The sequence below is a fragment of the Bacillus sp. FSL L8-0358 genome, assembly GCF_038593095.1.
Taxonomy (GTDB): Bacteria; Bacillota; Bacilli; order Bacillales; family Bacillaceae; genus Bacillus; species Bacillus subtilis.
Map to the genome: position 1 here is coordinate 3,995,864 of NZ_CP151962.1, position 17,849 is coordinate 4,013,712.

The window sequence follows — 17,849 nt, forward strand, 5'->3', positions numbered from 1 at the left end:
TCGCTCCCTATTCCAATCTCCGGCATTGACAACATCATATATACTTGTATAATACAAATGTACATTAACTGAATAAATACAAGTCGTTATATGACTAAATCAATTATTATACTTGTATAGTACAATCATATAAAAAGAAAGTAAAGCGATTCCTCAGAACCATCCTAGAAGCAAGCACCAGAAAGGAGGAAGCTGTTCTGATTGGAGAGCAGCACTTGATGTGAAAGTCATACGAATTATTTTGCAAGTGTTGATATTATATGTATTTTTTATGATCGGGGAAGCCATTCAGCATCTGTTTCATTTACCCGTGTCAGGAAGCATCGTTGGATTGGTATTGCTTCTGATCTGCTTGGGCCTCCGTATTGTTCCCGTCTCCATCATTGAAGACGGAGCAGGGTTTTTATTATCCTTCCTTCCATTGTTGTTCATCCCGGCAATGACAGGAGTGATAAACTATCCGTCTCTCATTTCATTCAATGGTCTGATGCTGCTGATTACAGTCGTTCTGAGCACCATCGTCACGATCATTGCGGCTGGATTCGCCAGCCAGCTATTAGAGAAAAAAGCAAAAAAACGGGAGGAGAAAGAGAAATGCAGCAAGCATGTATCGCGATCATTATAATTCTATTAACAGTTGCCGCTTATTTAGCGATGGTCAAACTCTATAAGCGATTCCCGCTTCCATTTCTGATCCCCGTTCTCACAACGACCATTTTGATTGTAGCGGTTTTGATGATGTTCCATGTTTCCTATGAAGGCTATATGATCGGGGGGAAATGGATCAATTCTTTGCTTGGGCCGGCTGTTGTGGCACTGGCCTATCCGCTTTATAAACAATGGCATATCATTGTCAAACATTGTGTTCCCATTTTAGGCGGCGTCCTGGTCGGATTATGCATGGGAATGATCAGCGGGCTGATCTTCGCAGAAGCATTCGGGATTGATCATGATCTCTTATTATCCATTCTGCCAAAGTCGATCACAACACCTGTCGCTATTCAGATCGCCGCCGGTCTTGGCGGCGTCCCTTCCATGACAGTCGTATTTGTCATGATTGCGGGCTTTTCAGGCGTCATCCTTGGGCCGCTTTTCCTAAAATGGCTTCGCATACGCAGTTCCCTTGGACAAGGCATTGCATTAGGCAGCGCCTCCCACGCACTGGGCACCTCCAAAGCGTTGGAATATGGGGAACTGGCGGTCTCCATGAGTTCCGTCTCCATGACGCTTTGTGCGGTGCTCGGCTCATTCTTCGGCCCGCTCGTCGTCTGGCTGTTTCATATTTAACAAAGAAAGACTGCCCCGGGGGAGGGCAGTCTTTTTCGTTTAAGAAGCAAAAAAATCAATCAGCGGCTGAAAGTCTTTAGACAAATCAACGTCATTCGGTTCTGCTTGAAGCAGGCGGTCAATCATGCGCTCCAGCTCCTCAACATCATTCTTATCCGTATACTCAATGAAGTTTAAGCTTTCAAGCCAATCCCGGTATGAATGTTTGGCTTTGCCATAGCTGTTTCCAAAGACAAGACAAGGTGTTTTGGTGATAATCGAGAAAATCATCGCGTGAAGGCGGTCGGTAATCACCAATTTACTGGAGCCGATGCGGTCTAGCATCTCCATAAAATGCTTTTCACGATCGGCGTATTCGATGGTGTCGACCGTATCCAGCACCGTATCGGTACGCTCTGTGTAAGTTGTTTTTTCTGCCCATTTCTTCATCTGTGAAATAAAATCTTCGTCAGTCACTTTCTCCTTATCCGCTCTTAAAATAAAGAGAACGCCGTCGCGCTCGAGCTCTCGCGGCACAATATCCAAGGAAAGCACCATGTCCGGTGTAAAGATCACATTGGAGTTGAAGGTCTCTTTCACAACATCCAGTGTTTGCGTCTCACGCGCAGCAATCGTTAAGTTTGTATTTTGATGGTACGCATCCTGTGTTTTTTTCTTTTCTCTCTGTCCTTCCTCTGTATCCTCAAAATAAACGGATTGTGGCAGAGAAATTGATTTGTAGTCTTTAAACGCCGAAAAGACCTTTCTTCTGTCTTCCTCAATATCGAGATAAAGGTTTCCTAAGTTCCCTCCGCCTGTAAAGCAGACAATATCGTCTTCACGAATGATCTCCTTCACCAGTTCAATGCCCTCATCCGTCGCATAATCCATAATCTCAATGTATTCATAATACGGAAAATGATTTTTGATAAATTTCTCTTCCGCATACGCAATCGCTTGGTCGCCAATGTTTGTGTAACTAGGGGAACCAAACAAAAATACTTTTCGTTTATCATTTAACAGAGCTTCCGGCTCCACATTTGGCGCAATGCCTTTTACTAGTTTTTTGCCTTTGATTTCTTGTACAGTCATATCTGCGTCCTCCTTCTGGGATGAATTCCTCATTGTGTGTTAACTGTCTCTACCCAAAAAGAAGGATAGCTATGCATTGGCATGTGCATCGGCTATATCAGAAACATCGTTTTCGCCAATTTGATAGACGCAGCAATGTCCCGCGCCGTTCTTTCCATATATTCTGCGGCATGTTCAAACGCGTCTTCTAGAGTCACGGCTCCGGGAACGATGCTGAAAAGCGCATCGATTCCGTGCTGGTAGACGGCATCACTGTCTCGGGATATTGATCCCGCAATGCCGATGACGGGCACATCGTATGATTTAGCCGCCTTGGCTACGCCAATCGGCGTTTTTCCATGAACCGTTTGGCTGTCGATCCGTCCCTCGCCGGTTATTACAATATCTGCATCCTGAACGATATTTTCAAAATCAACCGCTTCAAGGACAATATCAATGCCTCTTTTCAGGTCAGCCTGAAGATAAGTCAGCAGGCTCCATCCAAGACCGCCCGCTGCACCGGCGCCCTCTGTATCTCGGAAGGTTGATCCGAGCTCTTTTTCTGCCATATCAGCGAAATGGCTTACGTTCTTGTCTAGTACATCCAGCATGTCGGCCGTCGCGCCTTTTTGCGGCCCGAAAACAGCCGTAGCACCCTTTGGTCCTGTTAACGGATTGTCCACATCACAGGCAACTTCCAGTTTGACATTCCGCAATCTGGAATCAAGCCCGCTAACATCTATTGATGCAAGCTGAGATAACGCGCCGCCCCCTGGGCCAATCTCGCGGCCTGAGTTATCAAGAAGCCTTCCGCCCAATGCCTGAATCATCCCGGCTCCCCCGTCGTTCGTGGCGCTTCCGCCGATTCCGATGATCAATCGCTCCGCTCCCGCATCAAGAGCTGCTCCGATTAATTCTCCCGTTCCCTTTGTTGTAGTGATGAGCGGATTTCGCTTATCTACAGGCACCAGATGCAGCCCTGAAGCAGCAGCCATTTCAATCACAGCTGTTCTCCCATCTCCCATCATGCCAAAGAAAGCTTTCACTGGTTCCCCCAGCGGCCCTGTGACAACTTGCTCTATGATCCTTCCGTTGGTCGCATCGACCAGAGATTGAACGGTTCCCTCGCCGCCGTCCGCCACCGGCAATTTTCTGTAATCAGCACCCGGAAAGACCGATTTGAAACCTCTTTCTATCGCTTCGGCTGCCTCCAGAGCTGATAAGCTTTCCTTAAAAGAATCAGGTGCAATGATGATTTTCATCCAAATCGCCTCTTTCAAAACATGATTCACTTATGCTAGTTATCTCCAATGTACCATATTCCATTTAGAAATAAATACCATAATGATTGGGAAAAATTTTATTAAAAATTAGAAATGAAAGTGTTTGCATAAAAGAAATATTCACGTTATCATACTTGTATACAAGTATACTTCTTGAGTGAGGAAGGTGAGTGTATGCTAGACTCCAAAGACCTGTTGTATCCCGCAAAATGGCTCTCAAAAGCGTCAACCGGAGTTCGTGTCGCATACGAGCTGAGAATGCGGATCGTTTCAGGCCTGATTGAAAGCGGTACCATTTTATCAGAAAATACAATCGCCGCCGAGTTTTCAGTAAGCCGTTCGCCGGTTCGCGAAGCGCTAAAAATACTCGCATCCGAAAAAATCATCCGCTTAGAACGAATGGGAGCGGTCGTAATTGGTTTAACTGAGAAGAAAATCGCGGAAATTTATGATGTGCGGTTACTATTAGAAACATTTGTCTTTGAACGGCTTGTCAAAATAGACATTGAGCCTTTAGTTAAGGATCTCAGCAAAATTCTTGAAATGATGAAAGTCTCAATCAAATATGAGGATGCTGACGAATTTTCATTTCAAGATGTGCTGTTCCATGAAACCATTATCCGAGCGATTGATCATTCATACATTCAGATGATCTGGAACAATCTAAAACCCGTCATGGAAAGCTTTATTCTTTTATCGATGCGGGTACGGTTAAAGGAAAAGTATGAAGACTTCACAAGGATTTTAGATAACCACGAGCTTTATATTCAAGCCATCAAAACAAAGGATAGGGTGCTGATGATTCAGTCTCTTCACCAAAACTTTGATGATGTGCAGGATAAGGTAGAAGACCTATGGCTCTCACAACAAATGCTGGCAAAAGGAGCTGAATACAACAATGACTAGTTATATGTTAGGAATCGATATCGGCACGACAAGCACAAAAGCTGTGCTGTTCAGTGAAAACGGAGATGTGGTACAGAAAGAAAGCATCGGCTACCCGCTCTATACACCGGACATCTCAACAGCTGAACAAAATCCGGAAGAGATATTTCAGGCAGTCATCCATACAACAGCGAGAATTACAAAACAGCATCCCGAAAAACAAATCTCATTCATTTCGTTCAGCAGCGCCATGCACAGCGTCATTGCAATCGACGAAAATGACAAGCCGCTGACGCCATGCATCACATGGGCCGACAACCGTAGTGAAGGCTGGGCGCATAAGATCAAAGAGGAATTGAACGGACATGAGGTGTACAAACGGACGGGAACACCGATTCATCCGATGGCACCGTTAAGTAAAATTGCCTGGATCACGAATGAAAGGAAAGAAATCGCTTCCAAGGCAAAAAAATATATCGGCATCAAAGAATACATTTTTAAACAGCTGTTCAATGAGTATGTCATCGATTACTCATTGGCATCAGCGACAGGCATGATGAACCTGAAAGGCTTGGATTGGGACGAAGAGGCACTGCGCATCGCAGGCATCACGCCGGATCACTTATCCAAACTCGTGCCGACAACCCAGATCTTTCAGCACTGCAGCCCGGAAATAGCGATCCAAATGGGAATCGATCCGGAAACGCCTTTTGTCATCGGGGCCAGCGACGGCGTGCTGTCCAACCTCGGCGTCAACGCCATTAAAAAGGGCGAAATCGCCGTCACCATCGGAACAAGCGGTGCCATCCGGACGATTATTGACAAGCCGCAAACCGATGAAAAAGGGAGAATTTTCTGCTATGCCTTGACGGACAAGCATTGGGTTATTGGGGGACCTGTGAACAATGGGGGCATCGTCCTTCGCTGGATCAGAGACGAGTTTGCCTCCTCCGAAATCGAAACAGCGACACGGCTGGGCATTGATCCATATGACGTGCTGACGAAAATTGCCCAACGCGTCAGACCCGGTTCTGACGGTCTGCTGTTCCACCCATATCTCGCCGGAGAACGCGCTCCGTTGTGGAATCCGGATGTACGCGGCTCATTTTTCGGCCTGACCATGTCGCATAAGAAAGAGCATATGATACGCGCGGCATTGGAAGGCGTCATTTACAACCTGTACACGGTGTTCTTGGCGTTAACTGAATGCATGGATGGCCCGGTAACCCGCATCCAAGCGACAGGGGGATTTGCAAGGTCGGAGGTTTGGCGCCAAATGATGTCGGATATCTTCGAATCAGAGGTAGTCGTTCCGGAAAGCTACGAAAGCTCATGTCTCGGCGCCTGCATTTTAGGCCTGTATGCAACAGGAAAAATTGACTCTTTCGACGCCGTGTCCGACATGATCGGCAGCACATACAGACATACGCCGATCGAAGACTCAGCCAAGGAATACAGAACATTAATGCCGATTTTCATCAATCTATCAAGATTATTAGAAAATCAATATACACAAATTGCAGATTATCAGAGGGGCTTAATCACACACAAATAGTACATGACATGAAGGGGAGGGCATTACCATGCCGTTAATCATCGTTGCACTTGGGATCTTAGCATTACTATTTCTGATTATGGGCTTAAAATTAAACACATTTATTTCCCTGCTGGTCGTATCGTTCGGCGTGGCACTGGCACTCGGGATGCCGTTCGATAAAGTTGTCAGCTCCATCGAAGCAGGAATAGGGGGGACTCTTGGCCACATCGCGCTCATCTTCGGACTCGGTGCGATGCTGGGCAAGCTGATCGCGGATTCAGGAGGCGCACAGCGCATTGCGATGACGCTCGTCAACAAATTCGGTGAGAAAAATATTCAATGGGCCGTTGTCATTGCCTCATTCATTATTGGGATTGCGTTATTTTTTGAAGTAGGACTGGTTCTATTAATTCCGATTGTCTTTGCGATTTCAAGAGAATTGAAGATTTCTATTTTATTTCTCGGAATCCCGATGGTCGCGGCACTATCCGTCACACACGGTTTCCTGCCGCCGCACCCGGGACCTACGGCGATCGCCGGTGAGTATGGCGCAAACATTGGAGAAGTGCTGCTGTATGGCTTTATCGTTGCTGTTCCGACAGTGCTCATCGCAGGGCCGTTATTTACAAAGTTCGCGAAAAAAATCGTTCCTGCATCATTTGCGAAAAACGGCAATATTGCATCACTCGGCACACAAAAAACGTTTAACCTTGAAGAAACACCCGGCTTTGGAATCAGTGTCTTTACTGCAATGCTCCCGATTATCATCATGTCGGTCGCGACCATTATCGACCTGCTTCAAGAAACAATCGGGTTTGCAGATAACGGAGTTTTGGCTTTTATCAGATTGATTGGAAACGCATCGACTGCTATGATTATTTCGTTATTGGTCGCAGTCTATACAATGGGCATCAAGCGCAACATTCCAGTCAAAACCGTGATGGATTCTTGTTCAACTGCCATTTCACAAATCGGCATGATGCTTTTGATCATCGGAGGAGGCGGCGCCTTCAAACAAGTGCTGATCAACGGCGGTGTCGGCGATTACGTAGCAGACTTATTCAAAGAAACGGCTTTATCGCCAATCATTCTGGCATGGCTCATCGCGGCGATCCTGCGCATTTCTCTAGGATCAGCGACTGTTGCCGCACTAAGCACAACAGGTCTGGTCATCCCGTTATTGGGCCATTCTGATGTTAACTTGGCGTTAGTCGTGCTCGCAACAGGCGCCGGAAGTGTCATCGCTTCACACGTCAATGACGCCGGCTTCTGGATGTTCAAGGAATACTTCGGATTAAGCATGAAAGAAACATTTGCCACATGGACTTTGCTGGAAACCATTATTTCCGTTGCTGGACTGGGATTCATTTTATTGTTAAGTTTAGTTGTATGAAATTAAGAAGGAGCTGTAACACATGTTCAATACGATTGGTGTCATAGGCTTAGGCGTAATGGGAAGCAACATCGCCTTAAACATGGCAAATAAAGGTGAAAACGTCGCTGTCTATAATTACACCAGAGATTTAACGGACCAGCTTGTCCAAAAGCTGGATGGACAATCTCTCAGCCCGTATTACGAGCTTGAGGACTTTGTTCAATCGTTAGAAAAACCAAGAAAAATCTTTTTGATGGTCACAGCGGGAAAACCCGTAGATTCCGTCATCCAATCATTAAAGCCTTTGCTTGAAGAAGGCGACGTCATCATGGACGGAGGAAACTCCCACTATGAAGACACAGAAAGAAGATATGACGAGCTGAAGGAAAAAGGGATCGGCTACCTGGGAGTCGGCATTTCCGGCGGTGAAGTCGGTGCATTAACAGGGCCTTCCATCATGCCGGGCGGAGATCGCGACGTCTATGAGAAAGCCGCTCCTATCCTGACGAAAATCGCAGCTCAAGTCGGAGATGACCCTTGCTGTGTCTATATCGGACCAAAAGGGGCAGGGCACTTTACAAAGATGGTGCACAACGGCATTGAATATGCAGACATGCAGCTGATTGCAGAAGCGTATACGTTTCTAAGAGAAACGCTTCGTCTGCCGCTAGATGAAATTGCATCTATTTTTGAAACATGGAATCAAGGTGAGCTGAAAAGCTATTTAATAGAGATTACAGCTGAGATTTTACGCAAAAAAGACGAAAAAACAGGGCAGCCTCTGATCGATGTCATCCTTGATAAAACTGGACAAAAAGGCACTGGGAAATGGACAAGCATGCAGGCGATTGATAACGGCATCCCGTCCACGATCATCACAGAGTCCTTGTTCGCCCGCTACTTGTCATCCTTAAAAGAAGAACGGATGGCAGCTCAAGACGTATTAGCAGGCCCAGAATCCGAAGAAAAACACTTGGATAAAGACACCTGGATTGAATACGTCAGACAGGCTCTTTACATGGGGAAAGTATGCGCCTATGCACAAGGCTTTGCCCAATATAAGATGTCATCTGAGCTTTACGGCTGGAATCTGCCGCTCAAAGACATTGCCTTGATTTTCCGAGGCGGCTGCATCATCCGCGCTGATTTCCTAAACGTGATCAGCGAAGCATTCAGTGAGCAGCCAAATCTGGCAAACCTGCTGATCGCGCCTTATTTCACAGATAAGCTCCATGCCTATCAAACAGGCCTGCGAAAAGTCGTTTGCGAGGGTATCAGCACCGGAATCTCTTTCCCATGCTTAACTACCGCGCTCTCTTATTACGACGGCTACCGCACAGGGCGTTCCAATGCGAACCTCTTGCAGGCGCAGCGCGATTACTTTGGCGCTCACACGTACGAACGGACTGATATGGACGGCGTTTTCCATACGAATTGGTCTGAATAACCTGTCATCAAAAACACGGTTAGTTTTCAACTGAACCGTGTTTTTTTCTTCTATCCCAAACAACAGAAGACATAAGTTATGTTTTAAATATCATAAACAGTGATACAATAATAGCTAGAAACAATCCCCAAGATCATCATGTGACAGCAGCTTGCTGTTCCGTTCTATTCTGCTTTTGGCCATTGTCCTTTGCCCCTTGTCCATGGTGTCATAAAATGTTCAAATGCCAAAACGGCCTGTCATTCTGATTTACAAAAGTCCCTGAAAACCTTGTCTAATTGAGAATCAGCCTCTCATTTGTTATAAAAGAAATGCATAAATCCTACCTGTCACACCTTTAGTAAGATGAAAAAAAGTAGGTTATGGCTTGACAAAAAATATATATTAATTAATAATTCATATATAATTAGAATTATTATTGAAAGCGAATATGCTTTCTAATACATTTTTAGGAGGAATATACATTATGTCTTTAATCGGTAAAGAAGTACTTCCATTCGAAGCAAAAGCATTCAAAAACGGTGAATTCATCGATGTAACAAACGAAGATTTGAAAGGCCAATGGAGCGTATTCTGCTTCTACCCAGCAGATTTCTCTTTCGTATGCCCAACTGAGCTTGAAGATCTTCAAGAACAATATGCTGCTCTTAAAGAATTAGGTGTTGAAGTATACTCTGTTTCTACAGATACTCACTTCGTACACAAAGGCTGGCATGACAGCTCTGAAAAAATCAGCAAAATCACTTACGCAATGATCGGTGACCCATCTCAAACGATCTCTCGCAACTTCGATGTTCTTGACGAAGAAACTGGCCTTGCTGACCGCGGAACATTCATCATCGATCCAGATGGCGTTATCCAAACTGTTGAAATCAATGCAGGCGGTATCGGCCGTGACGCAAGCAACCTTGTAAACAAAGTAAAAGCAGCTCAATACGTTCGTCAAAACCCAGGTGAAGTTTGCCCGGCTAAATGGGAAGAAGGCGGCGAAACTCTTACACCTAGCCTTGATCTAGTAGGTAAAATCTAAGGAGTGCATTCAATTGGTACTTGATGCAAACATCAAAGCACAATTAAATCAATATATGCAGCTAATTGAGAATGACATTGTTCTCAAAGTTAGCGCAGGCGAAGATGACACTTCTAAGGACATGCTGGCTCTCGTTGATGAGCTGGCTTCCATGTCATCGAAAATTTCAGTTGAAAAAGCTGAATTAAACAGAACGCCAAGCTTCAGTGTCAATCGTGTCGGAGAAGACACTGGCGTAACTTTCGCTGGTATCCCTCTGGGCCACGAATTCACATCATTAGTGTTGGCGTTGCTCCAAGTGAGCGGCAGACCGCCTAAGGTGGACCAAAAAGTCATTGATCAGGTGAAGAAGATCAGCGGTGAATACCACTTCGAATCTTATATCAGCCTGACATGCCACAACTGTCCTGATGTTGTACAAGCTTTAAACATGATGAGCGTGCTGAATCCGAACATTACGCACACGATGATTGACGGTGCAGCATACAAAGCAGAAGTTGAAAGCAAAAACATCATGGCAGTGCCGACCGTTTACCTGAATGGCGAATCCTTCGGAAGCGGCCGTATGACGCTTGAAGAAATTCTAGCGAAAATGGGCAGCGGTACAGATGCATCTGAATTTGCTGACAAAGAGCCGTTTGACGTTCTTGTGGTCGGAGGCGGACCTGCTGGTGCAAGTGCAGCGATCTACACTGCACGTAAAGGCATCCGCACTGGTGTTGTCGCTGAGCGCTTCGGCGGACAGGTTCTCGACACCATGAGCATCGAAAACTTCATCAGCGTCAAAGCGACGGAAGGACCGAAGTTAGCGGCAAGTCTTGAAGAGCATGTGAAGGAATATGATATTGATGTCATGAACCTTCAGCGTGCGAAACGCCTTGAGAAAAAAGATCTGTTCGAACTTGAACTCGAAAACGGCGCTGTCCTGAAAAGTAAAACAGTGATCCTTTCAACAGGTGCACGCTGGCGCAATGTCAACGTACCTGGTGAACAAGAGTTCAAAAACAAAGGTGTCGCATACTGCCCGCACTGTGATGGGCCATTGTTTGAAGGCAAAGACGTTGCGGTAATCGGCGGCGGAAACTCTGGTATCGAAGCAGCGATTGATCTTGCAGGTATTGTCAATCACGTTACTGTGCTAGAATTCGCGCCGGAACTGAAAGCAGACGAAGTCCTGCAAAAACGTCTCTACAGCCTGCCTAACGTTACTGTCGTGAAAAACGCACAAACAAAAGAAATCACAGGTGATCAGAGTGTTAACGGCATCACATATGTAGACCGCGAAACAGGCGAAGAAAAACACGTTGAACTTCAAGGTGTATTCGTCCAAATCGGTCTCGTGCCAAACACAGAATGGTTAGAAGGAACGGTTGAACGCAACCGCATCGGCGAAATCATTGTCGACAAACACGGCGCGACAAGCGTACCAGGCTTATTTGCTGCCGGCGACTGCACAGACAGTGCGTACAACCAAATTATTATTTCTATGGGATCAGGTGCAACTGCCGCCCTCGGCGCGTTTGATTACCTAATCCGTAACTGATATAAGAAAGCCGCAATTGCCAGATTGGCAGCATTGCGGCTTTCTTTTTTATTCCAAAAATATTGCAAGTTTTATACAACTGTAATATAGTTGTAATGTTAGTGAATGGTCACTTCACACTCAGCATATTTGCTGTTTTTAAAGCGATACGCACTGATTTTCTATTTAACGTGCCCTGATACTTTTTGACCTTTTTTTTCAGATCTTTAATGGTTTTTTCCTTTTTGGCATTTTCTAATGCCATCAGCGCTTCCCAGCGTTTCGCTGTTTCTGTGGAACTGCAGCCGCTAACTGTAGTCACAGGCGGAAGAAGCTTCGTGTTAGATAGTTTTTCGTCAAAAGGAACGGTATCAGGAATCGCTTTCTCTTTATAAATATGGTCTAATTCATTTTGATTCAAGAAGCTGATGAAATGGTCAAAGTTTTGCGCTTGCCGTTTCTCAGGCTGATGAAAATCAAGTGTTTCAATTAATTCTGACAGTTTTGTCCGATCGGTTATCTCATTTGCCATGACATGCGTTAATTGATGGTACTCAGCTAATTCACGCATTCTGGCATCTTTCGGAAGCAACAGGCTCGGTGTACCGGCAATCGTCGCTGCGATATTTCCATGCAGCCTTGCGCCAAAGCTCAAATCGGCTTTTTTCAGGAAATCCAGCCAAGTCGGTACATTTAAAAAGAATCGAACTCTATCATTCTGATAAGCCGGGTCTTCCATGCTGACCGGATAATTATCAGCAGGCTTCGCTAGCGCAGGCGCACCCGCATATGTCAGAATCATTTCTTTTCGCCATTGCGGGATAAAGTAATGATTCGGGAACTCTTTCATGCTTCTCGTAATGAAGTCCAGCACATGCTTTGGAGACAGCCTTGATGAGTTAACCGTCACCATTGATTCTGGTGTGATATTGGTTTCTCTTATCTTCAGTTCTCTGCCAAACGCATACATAGAAGGACACCCAATCACCGTATGGTCAATGCCTTCACGGAAGCCTAATCTGGAAAGGTATTTCGCTGTAATTTCACCGCGGACACCGATCATATTTGATCTCTCCAGCACAGCACTTACAAACGCCTTTACATCCTCATCAAAAGGAAAACCTTCATTTAATTTTGGCTCAAACGGAGCCCGCAAACCAACACCAATCACAACAACCGGAATGGTTAGTTTCTTAATTAATTGGGTATATTTCCGTAAAGAAGGCACGAAATCCTCGCGGAATGCATCTGCCAGCGGAATAATATACATATCATAATTTTTATTAATTTGTTCAGCATCCGCTGGATTAATCCGATAATAATCAGGAGTAATCGTCGTTCCTTCTGTCATCAGCGTGCGAAACACACTGTAGGCATATACTAGGTTTCCTACATTGCCGCCAATGGAGTTACGAACAATCATTTCAGCTGCATTAAATGTATCAAATGGTGATATGCCAGCTCTTATTAAAATGTTTTTCAATGTGATGTTGCCCCTTCCTCGCCAAATTTTTGTCAGGAGATTTGCTTAGGGAACTCTATCATGATCTTAAAATCTTCAGCCGGACACCCGCTTTCATCCCTTTTTACTCACAAACGCTCTCCCTTTCTTCCGTTCTAATATTAAATTATACAAAAAAGGATCTTACAGGTGAAATCATAACATAACAATCAGCGCTAGTAATCTATTCCCATTACTGGATATCGGGTCTGGTCATGCCAAAAACCCGAACCAGGCACTACGGTAAATGTGCTCGATTCGGGCCAGCTTCTTATAGTTCCTCGCCATTCGTTTGAATGACATTTTTGTACCACTCAAAGGAGTCTTTCTTATATCGTTTCATGGATCCGTTTCCTTCATTGTCACGATCAACATAGATCATGCCGTAGCGTTTTTTCATTTCGCCAGTTGTAAAGGAGACAATATCAATAATGCCCCACGGCGTGTAGCCAATTAAATCAACACCGTCGTACGTGACCGCTTTTTCCAATGCTTCAATATGCGATTTTAAATATTGAATGCGTTCCGGATCATGAACCTTTCCGTCCTCCTCCAGCGTATCCACTGCGCCAAAGCCATTTTCAACGATGAATAACGGGATTTGGTATCGGTCATAAAAACGATTTAATGTATATCTCAGCCCGGTTGGATCAATCGCCCATCCCCAGTCACTCGAAGTGATGTACGGATTTTCGACACCATTCGGCAAGCCGCCATTTACAATATCGCCAGTGTTATCATTTTTCACATCACTTTTCACAGTTGTTGACATGTAATAGCTGAAGCCTAAGTAATCAACGGTTCCGTTTCTTAAAATCTCATCATCGCCTTCTTCGAATGTGATGTTGTAGCCTTCGCGTTCAAATTCCTTCAACGCGTAGCTTGGATAATAACCGCGAACCTGTACATCAGGGAAGAAATAGCGCTGCCTCATTTCTTCTTCAGCCAGCATCACATCTTCAGGATTGGAGGAGAAAGGATAAATCGGCACGTGTGATACCATAGCCCCGATTTTGAACTCTGGATTGATGTCTTTTCCTTTTGCCACTGCTAATGCGCTCGCCACTAATTCATGGTGCGCTGTTTGATACATGACCTCCTTGGCGTTTTCATTTTCTTCGACCACAACACCTGAATTCGTCCATAGGAACAACGGATTATTCACATCCATTTGGTTGTTGATCTCGTTAAATGTCATCCAGTACTTCACTTTCTCTTTGTAACGGGTAAAGCAGGCCTCTGCAAAGTTGACGAAGAAGTCCACGACTTTCCGGTTTCTGAAGCCGCCATATTCTCTTGCCAGGTGCAGCGGCATTTCAAAGTGAGACAGCGTAATGACTGGCTCGATCCCATGCTTCAGCAATTCATCAAACACATCATCATAAAACTGCAAACCCGCTTCGTTCGGTTCAGTCTCATCGCCTTTCGGAAAAATCCGGCTCCAGCCGATGGACGTCCGCAGACATTTTAATCCCATTTCCGCAAACAAAGCGATATCTTCCTTGTATCTGTGATAAAAATCAATGGCTTCATGGTTTGGATAAAATTCGTTTTCTTCAATCGTGTCAGTGATTTTTCTCGGTACGCCGTGCGCACCCGCTGTCATCACATCGACGACACTCGGCCCTTTACCGCCTTGATTCCATCCGCCTTCAAATTGGTGGGCAGCTAAAGCACCGCCCCATAAAAAATCCTTCGGCATGTTTCCCATGTTAAATTCCTCCTCAGCTTACGACTGTAAATATTTTTTGATGTAATGCACTTTCTTCAATCTCTTCAATGAAAGCTTATCAAACTCAACAAGCACTTCGCCTTTTTTGACGGTATCGCCTTCTTTTACCTTCAAGGAAAAAGACGTGCCGTCTAATGTCACTCTATCCAGCCCGATGTGCGCAAGCAATTCGACGCCGGACGCTGAACGCAGGCTTTGTAGGCGCCACCATGACAACCGTAATGACGCCGGGATGGTAGCATCGATTTCACGATATCCTTCGCTTTAGGGGTAGACCGCTTCAGCACCAATCGAAGTCTGGTAGCGCAGCGAGAAGCCCCAATCACATTCTCTTCCCCGCCTACGGCCTCTAAAATGTCTTTTGCTAGTCTCGTATAATCTCTCACTTTCCCCGACATTTCACCCACCCCTTCGTTTTGGTTGCGCTTTCATTATAATTGTACCGGTATAATATATCAATACCGAAACAAAATATTTACGCACTAACTATCATTGTAAGCGGTTTATGCTATAATTTTGGCAGTGAAACTAAACGAATAAATGAGGAATGCGTATGTTAAAATACCAGCAAATCGCAGCGGAAATTGAAACATATATAGAAGAACACCAGCTTCAGCAGGGAGACAAACTGCCAGTCCTAGAAACCCTCATGGCCCAGTTTGAAGTCAGCAAAAGCACCATCACAAAGTCCCTCGAGCTATTAGAGCAAAAAGGCGCGATCTTTCAAGTCAGAGGAAGCGGCATTTTTGTCAGAAAACATAAACGAAAAGGCTATATCAGCCTTCTGTCGAATCAGGGATTTAAAAAAGATCTCGAGGATTTCAACGTCACCTCAAAAGTCATCGAACTGGACGTGAGAAAGCCAACACCGGAAGCGGCGGAAAATCTGAACATCGAAATAAACGAAGACATCTACTATGTCAAAAGGGTCCGCTACATCAACGGCCAGACCCTTTGCTACGAAGAGTCTTACTACAACAAATCGATCGTGACGTATTTAAACAACGAAATCGTCTCCCACTCCATCTTCCATTACATCCGGGAAGGACTGGGGTTGAAGATTGGTTTTTCTGATTTGTTTCTGCACGTGGACCAGCTTAATGAGGAGGAAGCGGAATATTTGGGATTAGAGGCTGGACTGCCGAAGCTGTATATAGAAAGTATTTTTCACCTGACAAATGGGCAGCCGTTTGATTACTCGAAGATTTCGTATAATTATGAGCAGTCGCAGTTTGTCGTACAGGCTAATAGTTTTTTATTATAGGGCTGCTTCACTACGGAAGGTGGTCGACATGTACAAAATCATTATCCCTGCAATTCTAGCCATCTTTGCGCTCTGGATACTCTTACAGATTTCACTAGAGATGAGCATCGTTAAGAATCCAATGAACTACTTTATCGTATTCATTATCTTTTTCCTCTTTATCAAGATGGTGAACGAAAAACAATAATAGTTTGGGCGATGCAAACAGAAAAACATCCTTCCATTAACAATCTCAGCCAGTCACATGCATTAATCTTGATGTTAATGATATATAGGTGCACATAAAAAGCTACTTCATTGTGAAGTAGCTTCCTCTATTAAATGCCCATTTTGATCCATCTAGTTTTAGAAAAGCGAAGTATAATCGCATTTATGATAATGATTGAAACTAAATACAAAATAATAAATAAAACATCATTACTCCCAAGTGTCATGTTATCAGATTGCAGCACTCTTTCTATTCGGGGATACATAGTGTTACCTGCCTCAAAAGGAGCAATGAAACCAAACGTTTTATTGCTTATAGCTACTAAGATAACAGAAGTCATCCAATAAACGATACTGACACCTATACTAATTAATATATTAGGACATAATATGCTTATAGTTCCGATAATTAGAATATACTGCAGTATAACTGCAGAAAATAAAAAAAGTAATAATGCAAAATGCGAAAAATCATGGTACATCAACGATATGATTAGCAGGCCTAGCGTTATAAATGCAAAACATTCTAAAAATAAAACAGCTATCTTTTTATAAAAGAAAGTATAGATGTTCTCTCCAATTAATTTGTAAAAGAGAATATTTTTATTTGAATACTCTCTATTAATAAAGAAAGCTATAACAAATGAAAACAACATCAAACCAAACTGGGTCGCAACAGTATAGGAGCTAAAGAAAAACATTTCAGGTGTAACATTGCTGACTTTATCGATTCCAACAAGTAAAAAATAACCCAGCAAAAATAAAAATACAAACATTGCTCCTAAAATAATGATAACTTTGTTGCTAATACTCTTTTTAAACTCTAATTTCATCTCAAGCCCCCACTGTTTTATTACTCATTTATATACACTTCAATTAATTTATCCACTGAATGATATTGTTGAATTTCTTGGTGATTAAATATATAATAATCCCCTTCTATCGCCTTTAAATCAGACAAATCATGTGTAATGTTGATGATAATCTTCTCGGGGTTCTCCTGAATATACTTGTTTAAGAAGCCATGAATCTCTATAACCGTTTTTTTGTCTAATGAATTCGTTATTTCATCTAAAACAATAATATTTTTATCCTCTAATAAGAAACTGAGCAATTTTAATTTTTGCTTTTGTCCATCACTCAAATTTTTGATCAGAACTTTCCCATCAATATTATCCAGATTAAGTAAATGTGCGATTTTATCTATCATTTCTGCATCAAATTTTTTACTCAAAAAGTGTAATAAAAAGTCCTTAGAAACATCATTAGGTATATTCGACGAGCTGGATATTAAAGAAACATTTTGACGAATATCTCTACCAATTCTTTTGCTATTATTCAACAAAAAGTCTTTAGCAAGCTGTGATTTACCGACTCCATTTTTTCCGACAACGTGATTAATTTTCCCGCTCGAAAAATGCAAGTCGGTGTCCTGAAGTAACGTTTTGCCTTTCACTTTTAAAGTGTAATTTGCTATATTCATATACATACTCCTAGGAAATATTTGTATTTTCGAGGCACCTCTTTCGTTTCCGGTTTGGAACTGTAAGAAATGTTTTTCGATGATTAATCTGGATATCTTTTACTCTAGTTTACAATATATAACACTCAATGTACAACAACGGCAGTTTCCTCAAGGCAATTCCTTACAAGATAACTGACAAACAAGCTAAATAAATGGATCGTCAATACCATATCAATGCATATTGATAACAACAATAAGGAGGAT

16 protein-coding genes and 1 pseudogene are annotated in these 17,849 nt (G+C 43.5%); 10 read left to right on the plus strand and 7 right to left on the minus strand.

What is annotated here, in order from left to right:
• Nucleotides 1–220 precede the first annotated feature (220 nt).
• Entirely contained in the window at nucleotides 221–625 is a 405-nt protein-coding gene (locus NYE49_RS20505) for a CidA/LrgA family holin-like protein (RefSeq protein ID WP_009968420.1), read from the plus strand.
• Nucleotides 595–1,287: an LrgB family protein gene (locus NYE49_RS20510; RefSeq protein WP_014478506.1), complete on the plus strand. Its 693-nt coding sequence runs from the start codon at nucleotides 595–597 to the stop codon at nucleotides 1,285–1,287. The genes NYE49_RS20505 and NYE49_RS20510 overlap by 31 nt, the downstream gene beginning before the upstream one ends.
• A 39-nt stretch (nucleotides 1,288–1,326) precedes the next feature.
• Here the strand turns inward: NYE49_RS20510 and NYE49_RS20515 are convergent, their stop codons facing one another.
• Together NYE49_RS20515 and NYE49_RS20520 are read right to left on the minus strand one after the other, a co-directional pair.
• Nucleotides 1,327–2,358, minus strand: coding sequence for a polysaccharide pyruvyl transferase family protein (locus tag NYE49_RS20515; protein WP_123374090.1), 1,032 nt, complete (start codon nucleotides 2,356–2,358; stop codon nucleotides 1,327–1,329).
• Nucleotides 2,359–2,450: 92 nt separating this feature from the next.
• A complete protein-coding gene (locus NYE49_RS20520) occupies nucleotides 2,451–3,599 on the minus strand; it encodes a glycerate kinase (RefSeq protein ID WP_342410722.1) in 1,149 nt (382 codons plus the stop codon).
• A 195-nt stretch (nucleotides 3,600–3,794) separates the two neighbouring features.
• Here NYE49_RS20520 and gntR point away from each other — a divergent pair, with 195 nt between their 5' ends.
• The 6 genes from gntR to ahpF all read left to right on the plus strand — a co-directional run bounded on the left by gntR (nucleotide 3,795) and on the right by ahpF (nucleotide 11,437).
• Complete coding sequence (gene gntR, locus NYE49_RS20525; protein WP_015715035.1) at nucleotides 3,795–4,526, plus strand: gluconate operon transcriptional repressor GntR; 732 nt, start codon at nucleotides 3,795–3,797, stop codon at nucleotides 4,524–4,526.
• Nucleotides 4,519–6,060, plus strand: a complete 1,542-nt coding sequence (gntK, locus tag NYE49_RS20530; protein WP_015483939.1) for a gluconokinase — start codon at nucleotides 4,519–4,521, stop codon at nucleotides 6,058–6,060. Before gntR ends, gntK begins: the two co-directional genes overlap by 8 nt.
• Nucleotides 6,061–6,088: 28 nt before the next feature.
• The gene (gene gntP / locus NYE49_RS20535; protein ID WP_024571486.1) at nucleotides 6,089–7,435 is read left to right on the plus strand and encodes a gluconate permease GntP; all 1,347 of its coding nucleotides are present in this window, start codon (nucleotides 6,089–6,091) and stop codon (nucleotides 7,433–7,435) included.
• A 22-nt stretch (nucleotides 7,436–7,457) separates the two neighbouring features.
• Entirely contained in the window at nucleotides 7,458–8,864 is a 1,407-nt protein-coding gene (gene gnd, locus NYE49_RS20540; RefSeq protein WP_015715037.1) for a decarboxylating NADP(+)-dependent phosphogluconate dehydrogenase, read from the plus strand.
• 466 nt (nucleotides 8,865–9,330) lie between these two features.
• Entirely contained in the window at nucleotides 9,331–9,894 is a 564-nt protein-coding gene (gene ahpC, locus NYE49_RS20545) for an alkyl hydroperoxide reductase subunit C (protein WP_003243686.1), read from the plus strand.
• Nucleotides 9,895–9,907: 13 nt separating this feature from the next.
• Nucleotides 9,908–11,437, plus strand: coding sequence for an alkyl hydroperoxide reductase subunit F (gene ahpF, locus NYE49_RS20550; protein WP_038428098.1), 1,530 nt, complete (start codon nucleotides 9,908–9,910; stop codon nucleotides 11,435–11,437).
• 109 nt (nucleotides 11,438–11,546) lie between these two features.
• On the opposite strand, the gene NYE49_RS20555 is transcribed toward ahpF, so the two are convergent.
• The 3 genes and pseudogenes from NYE49_RS20555 to NYE49_RS20565 form a co-directional block, all read right to left on the minus strand.
• A complete protein-coding gene (locus tag NYE49_RS20555) occupies nucleotides 11,547–12,899 on the minus strand; it encodes a polysaccharide pyruvyl transferase family protein (RefSeq protein WP_047183473.1) in 1,353 nt (450 codons plus the stop codon).
• A gap of 289 nt (nucleotides 12,900–13,188) precedes the next feature.
• Nucleotides 13,189–14,628, minus strand: a complete 1,440-nt coding sequence (gene bglA / locus NYE49_RS20560; RefSeq protein ID WP_047183474.1) for a 6-phospho-beta-glucosidase BglA — start codon at nucleotides 14,626–14,628, stop codon at nucleotides 13,189–13,191.
• Between the two features lie 13 nt (nucleotides 14,629–14,641).
• Nucleotides 14,642–15,047, minus strand: a pseudogene (locus NYE49_RS20565) (PTS glucose transporter subunit IIA).
• 155 nt (nucleotides 15,048–15,202) lie between these two features.
• Here NYE49_RS20565 and NYE49_RS20570 point away from each other — a divergent pair.
• On the plus strand, nucleotides 15,203–15,913 hold the full coding sequence (locus tag NYE49_RS20570) for a GntR family transcriptional regulator (protein WP_047183475.1): 711 nt from the start codon (nucleotides 15,203–15,205) through the stop codon (nucleotides 15,911–15,913).
• A gap of 28 nt (nucleotides 15,914–15,941) precedes the next feature.
• The gene (locus tag NYE49_RS20575) at nucleotides 15,942–16,100 is read left to right on the plus strand and encodes a hypothetical protein (protein WP_047183476.1); all 159 of its coding nucleotides are present in this window, start codon (nucleotides 15,942–15,944) and stop codon (nucleotides 16,098–16,100) included.
• A gap of 130 nt (nucleotides 16,101–16,230) precedes the next feature.
• On the opposite strand, the gene NYE49_RS20580 is transcribed toward NYE49_RS20575, so the two are convergent.
• Nucleotides 16,231–16,953, minus strand: a complete 723-nt coding sequence (locus NYE49_RS20580) for a peptide ABC transporter permease (protein WP_047183477.1) — start codon at nucleotides 16,951–16,953, stop codon at nucleotides 16,231–16,233.
• A 20-nt stretch (nucleotides 16,954–16,973) separates the two neighbouring features.
• Nucleotides 16,974–17,603 (minus strand): ATP-binding cassette domain-containing protein, encoded by a 630-nt coding sequence (locus NYE49_RS20585; protein ID WP_014481448.1) that lies wholly within the window; start codon nucleotides 17,601–17,603, stop codon nucleotides 16,974–16,976.
• Between the last annotated feature and the right edge of the window lie 246 nt (nucleotides 17,604–17,849).